The sequence below is a fragment of the Streptomyces sp. TLI_105 genome (assembly GCF_900105415.1).
Classification (GTDB): domain Bacteria; phylum Actinomycetota; class Actinomycetes; order Streptomycetales; family Streptomycetaceae; genus Streptomyces.
The window spans coordinates 7,505,724-7,519,296 of the sequence record NZ_FNSM01000001.1 but is presented as its reverse complement, the minus strand read 5'-3'; the positions used below and the strand labels follow the sequence as shown (position 1 = coordinate 7,519,296).

The window sequence follows — 13,573 nt, the reverse complement described above, 5'->3', positions numbered from 1 at the left end:
AGGCCTTCGGGTCGTCGGACCAGGGGCGCGCGGTCGTCCACGCGTCTCGGGGCGCCCGCTGTCAGCACGTCTCGGGGGCGCCCACCGCCGGCTCGCCTCGGGGGCGCCCGTCGTCGGCTCGCCTCAGGGGCGCCGGCCGCGCAGTTCGTCGAGTTCGCGGCGCTCGCGCTTGGTGGGGCGTCCCGCGCCCCGATCGCGTACGGCAGCGAGGGCGACGTGCTCGCGCGGCGGCGGGGGCGGGCTGTTGTCCACGTACGCCTCGACGGCGACCGGCGGCCCGACCCGCTTGGTGTGGAGCTCCTTGATCTCGACGATCCGCTCCCGGCCGCCGTGGAAGATCCGGACCTCGTCGCCGGGCTTCACGGCCTGGGCGGGCTTGACCCGCTCGCCGTTGACCTTGACGTGTCCGGCGCGGCAGGCGGCCGCGGCCTGGGAGCGGGTCTTGGTGAGGCGGACCGCCCAGATCCAGGCGTCGACGCGCGCGCTCATCGGCCCCCCTCCCCGTCAGCCCTGCTGGAACAGCTCGGCGGGCAGCGGCTTGAGCAGCGCGTACAGGTCGTCGGTGATCGGCCGGTCCCAACTGGCGATCGTCACGAGGACGTTGTCGCTGCGGTCGAACTGGACGCAGGAGATGCGGCTCTCGGAGAGCTTGAGGCGGCGCACGATGAGGAGGTTGTCGCCCTGCATGACGGGCATGTCCTCGGTGTCGAGGACCTCGACCGGCTCGTCGTTCTCCAGGGCCGCGAGGAGCTGCGCCACCTCGAAGGGGATCTGGCCGTCGGCGAGCTCGCGCGCCGGGGAGCCCTCGGGGAGGTTGCCGATGATCATCGCGGGTCCGCGGCCGCCGAACAGGTCGTAGCGGAGGAACACGCCCTGACAGGAGCCGTCGGGCGCGGGCAGCAGACCGGCGCCGAGATTGCCGGGCCAGTCCCCCGGGTCCATGGCCAGGACGTCGAAGTCCGGGCCCGCGGGTGTGGCGGCGCTGCGGCGGCGGAGGAAGGACATACGGCCATGGTACGTGCCCCGGCGCACGGCGCGACGCGCCGGGCGACCGCTCCGGGGCCGCGCCGCTCACCGGGGCCCTCGGCCCGGGCCGGGCCGACGGCGCGGCCCGCCCCGTGCACCGCGGGTGACCGGCCGAGCCGGTCGGCGACTCCCTCCGGGAGGTTCACGCGTGCGACGTCTCGGAGGCCCCGACGGCCACCCGGAACGCCCATCCGATTACGTAGGGTCACGGCCCGGACGGTCGACCGGAGGCGGCCCGACGGGGGCCGACCGGGCGAATGGCCTCCGCGCGGGGCGGGCCGCTCGTCTCCCTCATCTCCCTCGTTCGGCCGAGTCGGCCGAACGCTGCGAGAGGCCGTTCAGGAGGTCCAACGCCTGGCCCGCGCGGTCGTGTTCGACGAAGAGGTGGTCGTGATGGAAACCGGCCACCACGTTGCAGCTCAGGCCCGCGGCGGCGAGCTCGCCCGCGACGGCCGCCGTGAGCCCGACGGCGTCGAGCGCGGAGTGCACCCGGAGCGTGATCCAGCCGGCCACGTAGTCGTACGGGAGGCCGGCGGCGTCCGCCTCCTCCTGCCGTACGACGAGGGTGAGGCCCTCGGGTTCGGTGACGGTGACCACGGGGACGACCCCGGCCGGGGCGGGGCCGTCCACCGTGGTGAAGACGTAGCGGCCGGGGTCGAGTTCCGGGCGCATCCCGGCGAGGAGCCGGGTGAGATCACGTTCCGCGTTCATGCGGGCCAGGGTAGGCCCCTCGCGGGGGCTCAGCCGGTGGGCGGGGTGTCCCCCACCAGCCACATGGAGAAGAACTGGGCGCCTCCTCCGTAGGCGTGGCCGAGGGCCCTGCGGGCGCCCTCGACCTGGTGCTCGCCGGCGTCCCCCCGTACCTGGAGCGCGGCCTCGGCGAAGCGGATCATCCCGGAGGCTCCGATGGGGTTGGTGGAGAGGACCCCGCCCGAGGGGTTCACGGGCAGGTCGCCGTCGAGCTCGGTCACCCCGGCCTCGGTGAGCTTCCAGCCCTCGCCCTCCTCGGCGAAGCCGAGGTTCTCCAGCCACATGGGTTCGTACCAGGAGAACGGCACGTACATCTCGACGGCGTCGATCTGCCGCCGGGGGTCGGTGACGCCGGCCTGCCGGTAGACGTCGGCGGCGCAGTCCCGGCCGGCCCGCGGGGAGACGAAGTCCTTGCCGGCGAAGAGGGTGGGTTCGCTGCGCATCGCCCCGCCGTGCAGCCAGGCGGGCGGCCGTGGCGCGCGGTCGGCTCCGGCGCGGTCCGTGAGGATCATGGCGCAGGCGCCGTCCGAGGAGGGGCAGGTCTCGGAGTAGCGGATGGGGTCCCAGAGCATCGGGGAGGCCTGGACCTTCTCCAGGGTGAGGTCGTGCTCGTGGAGGTGGGCGTACGGGTTCTTGAGCGCGTTGCGCCGGTCCTTGTACGCGACGAGGGAGCCGATCGTGTCGGGGGCGCCGGTGCGGCGCATGTACGCGCGCACGTGCGGGGCGAAGAAGCCTCCGGCGCCGGCGAGCAGGGGCTGCTGGAAGGGGACGGGCAGGGAGAGGCCCCACATGGCGTTGGACTCGGACTGCTTCTCGAAGGCGAGGGTGAGGACGGTCCGGTGCACGCGCGCGGAGACCAGGTTGGCGGCGACGAGGGCGGTGGAGCCGCCGACCGATCCGGCCGTGTGGACCCGGAGCATGGGCTTGCCGACCGCGCCGAGCGCGTCGGCGAGGTACAGCTCCGGCATCATGACGCCCTCGAAGAAGTCGGGGGCCTTGCCGATGACGACGGCGTCGACGTCCGCCCAGGTCAGCTCGGCGTCCTCCAGGGCGCGCAGGGCGGCCTCGCGGACGAGGCCGGCGATCGAGACGTCCCTGCGGGCGGCGACGTGCTTGGTCTGGCCGATGCCGACGACGGCGACGGGCTCCTTACCGGGCATGGGTCTCCCCTTCCAGGACGGCGACGAGGTTCTGCTGGAGGCAGGGACCGGAGGTCGCGTGGGCGAGGGCGCGGTCGGACTCGCCGCGGTGGATGCGGGCGGCGGCCTCGCCGAGCCGGATCAGCCCCGCGGCCATGACGGGGTTGGCGGCGAGGGCGCCGCCGGAGGGGTTGACCCGCACGCTGTCGTCGAGGCCGAGGGCCTTCCTGAGGACGACCTCCTGGGAGGTGAAGGGGGCGTGGAGTTCGGCGGTGTCGACCGGCCGGTCGAAGGCTCCGGCACGCTCGGCGGCGAGGCGGGTGGAGGGCGAGTCGGTGAGGTCGCGGACACCGAGGGAGTGGGCCTCGATCCGGTGGTCCATGCCCCGGATCCAGGCGGGGCGCCCGCACAGCTCGCGGGCCCGGTCGCCGACGGCGAGGATCACGGCGGCGGCGCCGTCGCCGATGGGCGGGCAGTCGCCCGTGCGGAGGGGCTGGACGGCGTATCCGCCCTGGGGGCGGGCGCCGGGCAGCTGGGCGTGGGGGTTCGCCCTGGCGTCCTCGCGGCTGCGGGCGGCGATCGCGGCGAGGGCGGGTTCGTCGGTGTCTCCGGCGTCGACGAGGGCCTGGGCCTGGAGGGCGGCGAGGGCGACGGAGTCGGGCCAGAGCGGGGCGAGGTAGTACGGGTCGAGCTGGCGGGTGAGGACGTCGCGGACGGAGCCGGGCGAGGACTTGCCGTAGGAGTAGACGAGGGCCGTGTCGGCCTCGCCGGTGAGGAGCTTCACCCAGGCCTCGTACAGCGCCCAGGCGCCGTCCGTCTCGACGTGGGACTCGGAGATCGGCGGCCAGGCGCCGACGCCGTCGAGGGCCATGGTGAAGGAGAAGGCGCGCCCGGCGAGGTAGTCGGAGGAGCCGGAGCAGGTGAAGCCGATGTCGGCGGCCTTCAGGCCGGTCTGCCGCTGCACCTCGTGCAGCACGGGCATCACCATCTCGACCTCGGAGAGGTCGTCGGTGTGCCGTCGGTGGTCGCTCTGGGCGAAGGCGACGATCGCCACGTCCCGGCTCATAGCAGCTCCTTGTACGTGTCGTAATCGGCGTCGGGCTCGCCGGTGGGCCGGTAGTGGTCCGGGTAGCGGCCGTCCTCGCTCCACACGGGTTCGACGCGCAGGCCCATGCGGACCTCGTCGTAGGGGATGCCGGCGATGCGGCCGTGGAGGGCGAGCCCGGCGCCGTCGAGGGCGATGTGGGCGTAGACGTACGGGACCTCGATGTTCAGGTTCTTCGCCTTGATGTTGACGATGCAGAAGGTGGTGACGGTGCCGCGGGGACCGACCTCGACCCGGTCGGTGGTGGCGACGCCGCAGGTGGGGCAGGCGCCGCGGGGAGGCACGTACACCTTGGCGCAGGAGGGGCAGCGCTCGCCGACCGTGCGGCGCTCGGCGAGCCCGTGCAGATAGCGGGTCTGGGCGCGGCCGGGACTGTACGTGTAGTCGAGGCGGGCGGGGGCGACGATGCCGGTCACGGGGTTCTCGAACCGGCCGTCGTGGGCGGTGGGTTCGTTCCGCGCGGGGCTCTCGTACGGCTCGAAGCAGGCGATGTCGGTGATGGCCCCGGCCCGTTGGGCGGCCCAGCGGATCCGTACCCGCAGGCCGGTGCGGACGGCTTCGGGGCCGGGGGCGTCGAGGGCGTGGAGGAGGGCGGTGTCGGCGCCGTCGAGACGCACGAGGACCCAGGCGAAGGGGGTCGCCAGGGGCTGCCCGGGGCGGGGCTCGGGGTTCCAGGCCCAGGTGGTGACGGTGCCGGTGGGGGCGACCTCGACGAGTTCGCGGAGTTCGGCGGCGGTCACGGGGTCGTACTCGACGGGCGGGACGAGCACCTCACCCGCCTCGGTGCGCACGCCGAGGACGGTGCGCTCGCGCAGCCCGGTGAGGAAGGCGGACTGGACGGGGCCGAGGGAACGGGTGAAGGGGAACTCGACGACCAGGGGGGCGCGGAGGGTTTCCGGCGGCGGGGTGACGGCTGTCATGCGACGGCTCCTTCGTTGGGGGTGGGGCGGGAGGCTGGGGTTCGGTGGGCCGCTGCGCGGGCCTTCTCCCCGCCCCTTCCCGAACCGGGGGCGAGCCCCCAGGCCCCCGTACGGCCTGCGGCCGTGCCCTCACACGCCGTGGGGGCTGAATTTCAGCCCCGCCGGCGTTCGAGGCGCGGGGGCCCGGGGGTGGAGCCCCCGGTTACGGGAAGGGGCGGGGTGGGGAGAACGTCACTCCCTCCGGTACACCGGCGTCCGCTTCTCCGCGAACGCCCTCGCCCCCTCCTTCGCGTCCGCCGTGTCGAAGATCGGCCACCCCCGCTTCAGTTCGGCGGCGAGCCCCTCCGTCTCGGACAGTTCGGCCGTCTCGTACACGGAGGCCTTGACCGCCTCGACGGCGAGCGGCCCGCAGGCGTTGATGCGCTCGGCGATGTCGAGGGCCGCGTCCAGGGCCGTGCCGTCGGGGACCACCCGGCCGACGAGGCCGATGGCGGCGGCCTCGTCGGCGCTGTACGGACGACCGGTGAGGAGCATTTCGAGGGCGTGGGTGCGGGCGATCTGGCGGGGCAGGCGGACGGTGGAGCCGCCGATGGGGAAGAGGCCCCGCCGGACCTCGAAGAGGCCGAAGGTGGCGGAGGCGGCGGCGACCCTGATGTCGGTGCCCTGGAGGATCTCGGTGCCGCCGGCGACGCAGTGGCCCTCGACGGCCGCGATGACGGGCTTGCGGGGGCGGTGGTGGCGGAGCATCGCCTTCCAGTGCAGGTCGGGGTCGGCCTTCAGCCGGTCCCGGTACCGCTCGCCCGCCATGCCCTTTCCGGCGAGCGCCTTGAGGTCCATGCCGGCGCAGAAGGAACCGCCCGCGCCGGTGAGGACGACCGAGCGGACGGTGTCGTCGGCATCGGCCTCCAGCCAGCCGTCGTACAGGCCGACGAGCATCGGCAGCGAGAGGGCGTTCTTGGCCTCGGGCCGGTTCAAGGTGAGGACGAGCGTGGCGCCTTCGCGCCGGACGCTGAGGTGTTCGGTGCCGCCCATGGGGGTCTCCCGTCTCCAGTTCTGGAACAGGTTGCAGGAGCCGGGGGTCCAGTTCAATAGTTTTCTGACACTCAGTCAGATTCTTCTGTGCATCCCCTTCCCCCGGTGACCGGTCGGCGCTCTAATGACCGCCACGTCCATGTGAACCGGCGAACCGGGGTCAGGAGGAACGGTGGAGTACAACCTTGCCGACCTGTTCGAATCGGTCGTCGACGTGGTCCCCGACCGCGAGGCGCTGGTGTACGTCGACCATCCCGGCACGGGCGAGGAGCGGCGGCTCACCTACGCCGAGCTCGACGCCGCCGCCAACCGGATCGCCCACCACCTGATCGACGCGGGCGTCCGGCCCGGCGAGCACCTCGGCCTCCACCTGTACAACGGCGTCGAGTACCTGCAGACCGTCCTCGCCTGTCTGAAGGCGCGGATCGTCCCGGTCAACGTGAACTACCGGTACGTGGAGGAGGAGCTCGTCTACCTCTACCGGGACGCCGACCTGGCGGCGCTCGTCTTCGACGCCGAGTTCACCGGCCGGGTCGCGGCGGCGCTGCCGCAGACGGAGAAGCTGCGGCACCTCGTGCGGGTGGGGGCCCCTCCCGAGGACGCCCCCGCGCTCGACTGCGTGCCCTTCGCCGAGGCGGAGGCCTCCGGTTCACCGGAGCGCGGCTTCGCCCCCCGCTCGCCCGACGACCTGTTCGTCATCTACACCGGCGGCACCACCGGCATGCCCAAGGGCGTCCTGTGGCGCCAGGAGGACCTGTTCTTCGCGGGCCTCTTCGGGGGCGACCCCTCGGGCGAGCCCGTGAAGAGGCCCGAGGAGCTGGCGGAGCGGGTCGCGGCCGGCGGCGCCGGCATCACCTTCTTCCCCGCGCCGCCCCTCATGCACGGCACCTCCACCCTGACCGCGTTCATCGCCCTCAACTACGGGCAGCGGGTCGTCCTGCACCGCAAGTACGTGCCCGAGGAGGTGCTGCGCACCCTGGAGAAGGAGAAGGTGTCCAGCATCTCCCTGGTCGGGGACGCGATGCTGCGCCCGCTCGTGGACGCGCTGCGCGGACCGCTCAAGGGCACGGACCTGTCCGCCCTCTTCAGCCTCTCCTCCTCCGGGGCGATCATGTCCGAGACGGTACGGGCCGAGCTCCAGGAGCTCATGCCGAACGTCCTGCTGCTCAACAACTTCGGCTCCACCGAGTCCGGTTCCAACGGGCGCGCCACCGACGACTCCGGTCCGGCCAAGGGCTTCCGGCTGCACGTCAACGAACGCACCCAGGTCGTGGACCCGGCGACCCGCGCCCCCGTCGCGCCGGGCGAGACCGGTCGTCTCGCCCAGCGCGGCCACGTCCCGCTCGGCTACTACAACGACCCGGTCAAGACCGCCGAGACCTTCTTCGAGCGGGACGGGGTGCGGTGGGTGCTGCTCGGCGACATGGCGACCGTCGACGAGAGCGGGGTGGTCACCGTCCTGGGCCGCGGCTCGCAGTGCATCAACACCGGGGGCGAGAAGGTCTATCCGGAGGAGGTGGAGCAGGCCCTGAAGTCCCACCCCGACGTGTACGACGCCCTGGTCGCCGGTGTCCCCGACGCCCGCTGGGGCAACCACGTCGCCGCGGTCGTCCAACTCCGCCCGGACGCCCCGCAGCTGGACCTGGAGTCCCTCCAGACCCACTGCCGGCAGCAGCTGGCGGGCTACAAGGTCCCCCGCCAGCTGGTGCTCACCGACCGCATCCAGCGCTCCCCCAGCGGCAAGGCCGACTACCGCTGGGCCCGCGCGGTGGCGGTGGAGGCGGACGCGGACACCCCCTGAGGGGTCAGCCGGTACGCCAGCGGCGGACGGTGTCGCCGTCGAAGGTCAGCCAGGTGCCGTCGCCCAGGGGCAGCACGCGGGAGACGACCTCGACGCCCGGCGGGTACGTGACCTCGGCCCGCGGCCGCAGGTCCACGGCGTCGAGCAGGAAGTGACGGCATTCCTCCTCCCACGGGTCCTCGCCCACCGGCGCGAGGACCCGTGCTTCGTCGAGGAAGCCGGGCCGCCCCATGAAGACCAGGCCGTCCGGGAGGACGTCGTCCGCCTTCACCACCGCCCGGGGGCGCGCGGGAACGTCGTAGCGGGTGAGCTGCTCCCCGGCGACGGCCACGGTCAGGAACGCGCCGGACCGGTCGCTGCTGCCCGTGAAGGGTTCGTCGTAGCCGCCGACCCGCGCGATCGACAGTTCCGCCCCCGCGAAGGAGACGAGCAGGGAGTACGCCTCTTCCTGTCCCTGCGCCGCGTCGAGGAAGAGGGCCCGCGCCCCGGCGGGGCCGAGCGGTTGCTGGAACTCGTACGTCCCCCAGTTCGTCGGGAGCCGCGTCTCGGCCAGGACCGCGCCGGTGGCCAGGTCCAGGGCCACGAGCACTTCGTTCCGGTCGGTCTCCAGGGCGGGCTGCACGACCGCGAGGAGCGCGGTCCCGGAGGGGTCCGGGGCGCACGCGCCGCGGGCTCCGCTCGGCCACGGACGGTGCGCGAAGGTCCAGCGGACGGTTCCGTCCGCCTCCTGGACGGTGACGGAGTCGGCGCCGCTCACGGCCAGTCCGCCGCCCGGGACGGGGCTGACGGACGTCTTCTCCCCACGGGGGAGCCGGCCGCCGTAGCGCGTGTCGAAGACCGTACCGGTGTCGCCCGACACGCGGCCCACCTCCACGGACGCCCCGTCCCGGGCCACGATCCAGTGGGCGTGGTCCCTGACGAGCAGACAGTCGAGCTGCCCCAGCGCCGAGCCGAGCCCCGGCAGGTCCTCGGTCGCGGTGGGCTCGGCTCCGACGGCTTCGTACTCCATGGTCTTCCTACTTCTTCCTCAGGTAGTTGTCGGGCCAGTAGAACTTTAGATAGGTGCCGTTGGGTTCGTAGTACGCGACGACCTTGCCGTCGCCGGCGGCGGCCCGGATGATCGGCGGGCAGACGTCCGGGCAGACCGGCCGGGAGGCCGCGCCGTGCGTCGGGAGCCAACTCTCCCCGCCGTTCGCCTGGTGCCTCCGGTTCAGGAAGTGGAGGATGTTCTGTTCGGCGTGTCCGCCCCGCTCCCCCGGCGGGGGCTTGGGCAGGTACTCGTCCGACGGGATCGGGATGAGCCCCATCTCCTCGGCCAGCTTCAGCTGGGCCTTGCTCAACGGCGTTCTGCTGGTGCCCGCGACGAACATGCGGGGACCCTTCGGGGTGATGGCGTGGATGACCGAGACGGTCTGGTACTTCCGCTTGTCCTCCGGGAACACGTGCGCGATCTTCGTGGCCATGTCCTGGAGCGCCTGGAGGCACGGCGCGAGGCCCAGGGGGTCGGCCTCGGTGAGCGGGTCGGCGATGTAGCCGACGGGGTTGGGGGCGGGGTCGAGGCCCAGCGGGTCGGGCGTGAGGTACCGGCCGGCTTCCGGGTCGTAGTGCCGGAAGTAGTTGTAGTGCAGGCCGGTCTCGGGGTCCGCGTACTGGCCGGGGAAGCGCATCGGCGTGTAGGCGTCGGCGTCCCGGTTCCAGCTGGTGACGCCCCAGTGGGTGGCACGGCTGTGCCAGGCGATCCGGCCCGTCTCGTCGACGAGTTCGGTGGGGGTGCCGATGAGGTCGGTCACGATCGCGAAGAACCGTGCGTCGACGCCGGACGGGGCCGCCCCGCCCTCCTCGGCCCCGGCCGGTGCCCGGTGCTCGAACTGGGCCAGGGGGCGGTGTCCGTCGTGCTCCCAGGTCAGGGTGGTCGTGCTGTCCGTCTGCTCCACCAGCCGCGCGTCGTCCCAGGTGAACAGCGTCTCCGCGACGACGGATCCGTCCGGCCCGTGCCGCCGCTTCGCCGTCCGCCGGCCGAACGCGTCGTAGAGGTACGTCCACAGCACGCCGTCGGGCGTGGTGCACGAGGTCAGCCGGTCCTCGGCGTCCCAGCCGTACCGCCAGACGTCGGGCTTGCGGGAGAGCCGCTTCTTGCGCCGCTCGACGACCCGTCCCGCGCCGTCGTGGGTGTAGCTCATGGCCCCGGCGGAGAGGAGGGTCCCCTCCTCGTACCCGCGCGGGCCCCGTGACTCGGGATGCGGGGCGCGGTCCGGCCAGTGGGCGGCGGTCTGGTTGCCCTCGACGTCGTACTCGTAGGTCTCGGTCCAGCCGGGCGCCCGGACCTTCGTCGTGCGCCCCGCCGGGTCGCGCTCGAAGGCGCGGTCGTGTCCCGTGATCAGGTCGGTGACGGCGCGCACCCGGTCGTCGGGCCGGTAGTCGTAGGCACGGGAGCGCAGCAGACGGCCCGGTACGGCCAGCGTCTGTTTCCGGATCCTGCCGGAGCCGTCCCAGTCGGTGGAGAGGGTCACCGGGTCGTCCAGCGGCCCGAGGGAGCGGCTCACCTCCCGGCCGAGCGCGTCGTGGACGAAGCTCAGGGTGTGTCCGGCGAGGTCGAGCGCGGAGCGGTTCCCGTCCTCGTCGTAGGTCAGCGTGGTGGTCACGCCGCCCGGTGTGGTCCGGCCGGTGCGCCGGCCGAGCGCGTCGTGGGTGAAGCGCGTGGTGCGGCCGTCGACGGTCTCGGCGGTCACCCGGCCGCGGTCGTCACGCTCGATCGTGAGCGTCGAGTACGGCGAGCTCGCCGAGGTCAGCCGCCCCATCACGTCGTACGTGAGGCGGGTGACGGTGCCGTCCGCGTCCTTGGCGACGAGCAGGCCTTCGTCGTCGAAGTGGTGCGTGACGGTCTGGCCGAGGGCGTTCGTCCGCGAGCTCCACCGGCCCGCGGCGTCGTAGGCGTAGCGGACCGTCCGGCCGTCGAAGTCGGTCTCCGAGACGACGCGGCCGACGGTGTCGTACGCGTAACGCCAGGTGCGGCCGGCCGCGTTGCGGATCTCCGTGAGGCGCAGCTCGGTGTCGTAGCCGAACTCGTGGCGCGCGCCGTCCGGGGTCGTCCGGGCGGACGGGAGGTCGAAGTGCGTGTACTCGTGCAGGGTGCGGCCGCCGGCGGGGTCGACCTCGGCGACGCAGTTGCCCTCGCCGTCGTACTCCCAGGTGTGCGTGGTCCCGTCGGGAGCGGTCCGCCGCGCCGGCAGGCCTTCGACGGTCCATTCGAGCGTGGTGACGGCGCCGCCCGCGTCGGCGGTGACCGGGCGGCCGAAGGCGTCACGCGTGAAGGTGACGGTGTTCCCGGCCGGATCCGTACGGGAGAGGGGCAGCCCGGCGCGGTCCGGTACGAACGTCTCCGTACGGTCGTCGATGTCGGTGACGGAGAGCAGGGCGCCGTGTCCGTCGTAGGTGAAGCGGACCGTGGCGCCGTCCGGGCCCACCAGACTCAGCTGGTTGCCGCGCTCGTCGTAGGTCCTCGTCCAGCGCGCGCCGTTCGGCGCGGTCATGGCGACCGGCATGCCCAGGTCGTCGTACTCGGCCGTCGTCACCGCGCCGCCGGGCGTCGTGACGGCCGTGAGGCGCCCTTCGTCGTCCCAGGTCCAGGTCGCAGTCCTGCCGTGGGTGTCGGTTCGGCTCAGGAGGCGGTCGTAGCGGTCCCAGACCTGTGTGACGGTGTTGCCGAGCGGATCGGTCTCGGCGACGACCTGGAGGCGTTCGTTGAGGAGGTAGACGGTCGTGGCGCCCGTGGAGTCGGTGTAGCGGTTGGTGCGCCGTTCGAGGTCGTAGGCGAAGGTGGAGGAGAGGCGGCCGTCGGGGCCGACGGTCTCGACGACCCGCCCGGCGTCGTCGTACACGTAGCGGAACGTCGAGCCGTTGCGGTCGGTCCACGAGGTGACCCGGGCGGCGTGGTCGTACGTGAGACGCAGGGGCAGGCCCGAGGAGTTGACGACGGAGTCGAGGTTCCCCTCCTCGTCGTATCCGTACGACACGACGTCCACCGGGCCGTGCGGCGTGTTCACGGCCAGCGAGGAGACGCGGTCGTCGTCGACGGTGATCCGGACCAGGTAGCCGCCGCTGTGCGAGACGGCGGTCGGTGCGCCGTCGGAACGGCGCGAGAAGGTCACCGAGTTGTCGTTGCGGTCGGTCAGTTCGGTCAGCCAGTACGCCGTCGACGTCCGGTAGGGGCTGCCGGTGAAGGAGCGGGTGAGGCCGGTGTCGGGCTCCGTGACGGTGTACGTGGTGAGGTCCTCGTACGAGCCGCCGTGGGCGAGCGGCACCCGCGGGCCCTCGACGGGCAGGACGGGCGTGCCGTCCGGCTGGGGGAGGCGCGGGTAGACGAGCAGGGAGCCGTCCTCCCTCGCCCAGACGGCGCCCCCGCCCACCGGGTCGGGTTCGATGCGCTCGTCGAGGGTGGAGGCCCAACTGCGGCCGAACCACTGCCCGTAGCGGTAGTCGGAGAGGTGGACGCGTTCCAGGGCGAGCGGGAGGGTCCCCGGCAGCGTCAGATCGGTCTGCGGGAGCGTCATCACGCCGGTCGCCACGTCGACCGGGTCGTTCTTGCAGGTCTTCCTGTCCAGCGGGATGCCGTTGCGGCGGGGATCGTCCTTGGCGTCGCGCAGTGGTTCGGGGCGCGAGCGGAGCGGGCCGTCCTTGCGCGGGCCGCGGCCCGGGCCGTCGCCACGTCCGCCCTTCCCGTCGTTGTCGTGGTCGCCCTTGCGCTGGCGGGCGAAGCGGTCGCGGAGGTCGTCGTCGGTGTTCTTGTGGTCGACGGAGATCTGCTTGACCACCTTGGGCAGCGTCTTGCCGACGTGGTCGCCCATCGACTTCGCGGCCTTGGTCAGGGCCTCCATCGCCTTGTCCGCGACCGGGTCGATCGCGTCGGCGATCGAGTCGCGCCCCCGGGTGCGGCCGTGCGCGGTCTTCGCCTTCGTGAGTTTGCCCGCGGTCTTGCCGTGGATGCGCACGCTGACGGTGTTCAGCTGGGTGGAGGCGTGGTCGTGCTCCTGGTGCTCGATGTGCAGGTTCTTCAGACCGCTGCCCTTCGAACCACCACCGCCGCCGGCCGAGGCCAGGTGCATGGCGTCCTTGCTCGACTGCACCCCGTCCTTGAAGCCGTCCTTGCCCGCGTTCTTGGTCTGGTCGAGGTCCACCCCGTCCTGCAGGCCGATCGCCATCGCGCCCAGCTGCACGACCAGGTCCGCCGCCATGCCCTCCAGGGCCGCCACCGCCGGCTCGGTCATCGCCGCCACGACGTACCCGACGGCCTCCTCCACGCACTCCTTGATCAGCCGCTTGATCACCTCCTGCGTGGCCCGCATCGCCCCCGCCCCGATCAGCGCCGACAGACCACCGGTCACCGGGATCAACGACAGCGCGATGCCCGCCTCGGACGCCAGGTAGCCGAGCTGCACCAGCGCCGCCAGCTTCATGCCCTCGATCGCACCGGCCGCCGTGTCCAGACCGCCCGCGATCGTGCGGGCCGCACCGGCGATGTCCTTGAAGTGCTTGCCCTTGACCTTCTGCCAGTGCTCGTCGAGGGCGTCGATCGCCTCGCCCTGGCCCGAGGACAACAGCCGCTCGAAGTGGTTGTTCGCGAGCTGACCGTCGTCCTCCAGGTCGTCCGCGAACTCCCGGAGCGCGTCCGCCATCTCGCGGTACGCGTCCTCGTCGACGTTCGGCCAGGCCACACCGATCAGATCGAGAAGGGTGTCGGCCCAGTCCGGAATCGTGACAGCCACCTGTCCTGCCCCCCGTTGTCGGCTGTTTGCAATACCGA

The 13,573-nt window shown here is 72.8% G+C and carries 10 protein-coding genes; 1 reads left to right on the top strand and 9 read right to left on the bottom strand.

From position 1 onward, the window contains the following. Window positions 1-123: 123 nt before the first annotated feature. From BLW86_RS34255 to BLW86_RS34225, 7 genes are all read right to left on the bottom strand, one after another. Window positions 124-489 carry an RNA-binding S4 domain-containing protein gene (locus BLW86_RS34255; RefSeq protein ID WP_093877613.1) on the bottom strand — a complete coding sequence of 122 codons (366 nt, stop codon included), beginning with the start codon at window positions 487-489 and terminating at the stop codon, window positions 124-126. Window positions 490-504: 15 nt separating this feature from the next. Then, entirely contained in the window at window positions 505-1,005 is a 501-nt protein-coding gene (locus BLW86_RS34250; protein ID WP_030688984.1) for a hypothetical protein, read from the bottom strand. Window positions 1,006-1,317: 312 nt separating this feature from the next. Beyond that, a complete protein-coding gene (locus BLW86_RS34245) occupies window positions 1,318-1,737 on the bottom strand; it encodes an ACT domain-containing protein (protein WP_093877612.1) in 420 nt (139 codons plus the stop codon). A 29-nt stretch (window positions 1,738-1,766) separates the two neighbouring features. Beyond that, complete coding sequence (locus BLW86_RS34240; protein ID WP_093877611.1) at window positions 1,767-2,936, bottom strand: thiolase domain-containing protein; 1,170 nt, start codon at window positions 2,934-2,936, stop codon at window positions 1,767-1,769. After that, window positions 2,926-3,981, bottom strand: coding sequence for a thiolase domain-containing protein (locus BLW86_RS34235; RefSeq protein ID WP_093877610.1), 1,056 nt, complete (start codon window positions 3,979-3,981; stop codon window positions 2,926-2,928). Before BLW86_RS34235 ends, BLW86_RS34240 begins: the two co-directional genes overlap by 11 nt. Continuing rightward, window positions 3,978-4,940 (bottom strand): Zn-ribbon domain-containing OB-fold protein, encoded by a 963-nt coding sequence (locus BLW86_RS34230; RefSeq protein ID WP_093877609.1) that lies wholly within the window; start codon window positions 4,938-4,940, stop codon window positions 3,978-3,980. The genes BLW86_RS34235 and BLW86_RS34230 overlap by 4 nt, the downstream gene beginning before the upstream one ends. A 231-nt stretch (window positions 4,941-5,171) precedes the next feature. Then, window positions 5,172-5,972 carry a crotonase/enoyl-CoA hydratase family protein gene (locus BLW86_RS34225; protein WP_093877608.1) on the bottom strand — a complete coding sequence of 267 codons (801 nt, stop codon included), beginning with the start codon at window positions 5,970-5,972 and terminating at the stop codon, window positions 5,172-5,174. A gap of 172 nt (window positions 5,973-6,144) precedes the next feature. On the opposite strand from BLW86_RS34225, the gene BLW86_RS34220 reads away from it, so the two are divergent. Beyond that, window positions 6,145-7,773, top strand: a complete 1,629-nt coding sequence (locus tag BLW86_RS34220; RefSeq protein ID WP_093877607.1) for an acyl-CoA synthetase — start codon at window positions 6,145-6,147, stop codon at window positions 7,771-7,773. A 4-nt stretch (window positions 7,774-7,777) separates the two neighbouring features. Here BLW86_RS34220 and BLW86_RS34215 read toward each other — a convergent pair whose 3' ends face one another. Together BLW86_RS34215 and BLW86_RS34210 are read right to left on the bottom strand one after the other, a co-directional pair. Then, window positions 7,778-8,782, bottom strand: a complete 1,005-nt coding sequence (locus tag BLW86_RS34215; protein ID WP_093877606.1) for a hypothetical protein — start codon at window positions 8,780-8,782, stop codon at window positions 7,778-7,780. A 7-nt stretch (window positions 8,783-8,789) separates the two neighbouring features. Further along, window positions 8,790-13,535 carry a DUF6531 domain-containing protein gene (locus tag BLW86_RS34210; RefSeq protein WP_093877605.1) on the bottom strand — a complete coding sequence of 1,582 codons (4,746 nt, stop codon included), beginning with the start codon at window positions 13,533-13,535 and terminating at the stop codon, window positions 8,790-8,792. Between the last annotated feature and the right edge of the window lie 38 nt (window positions 13,536-13,573).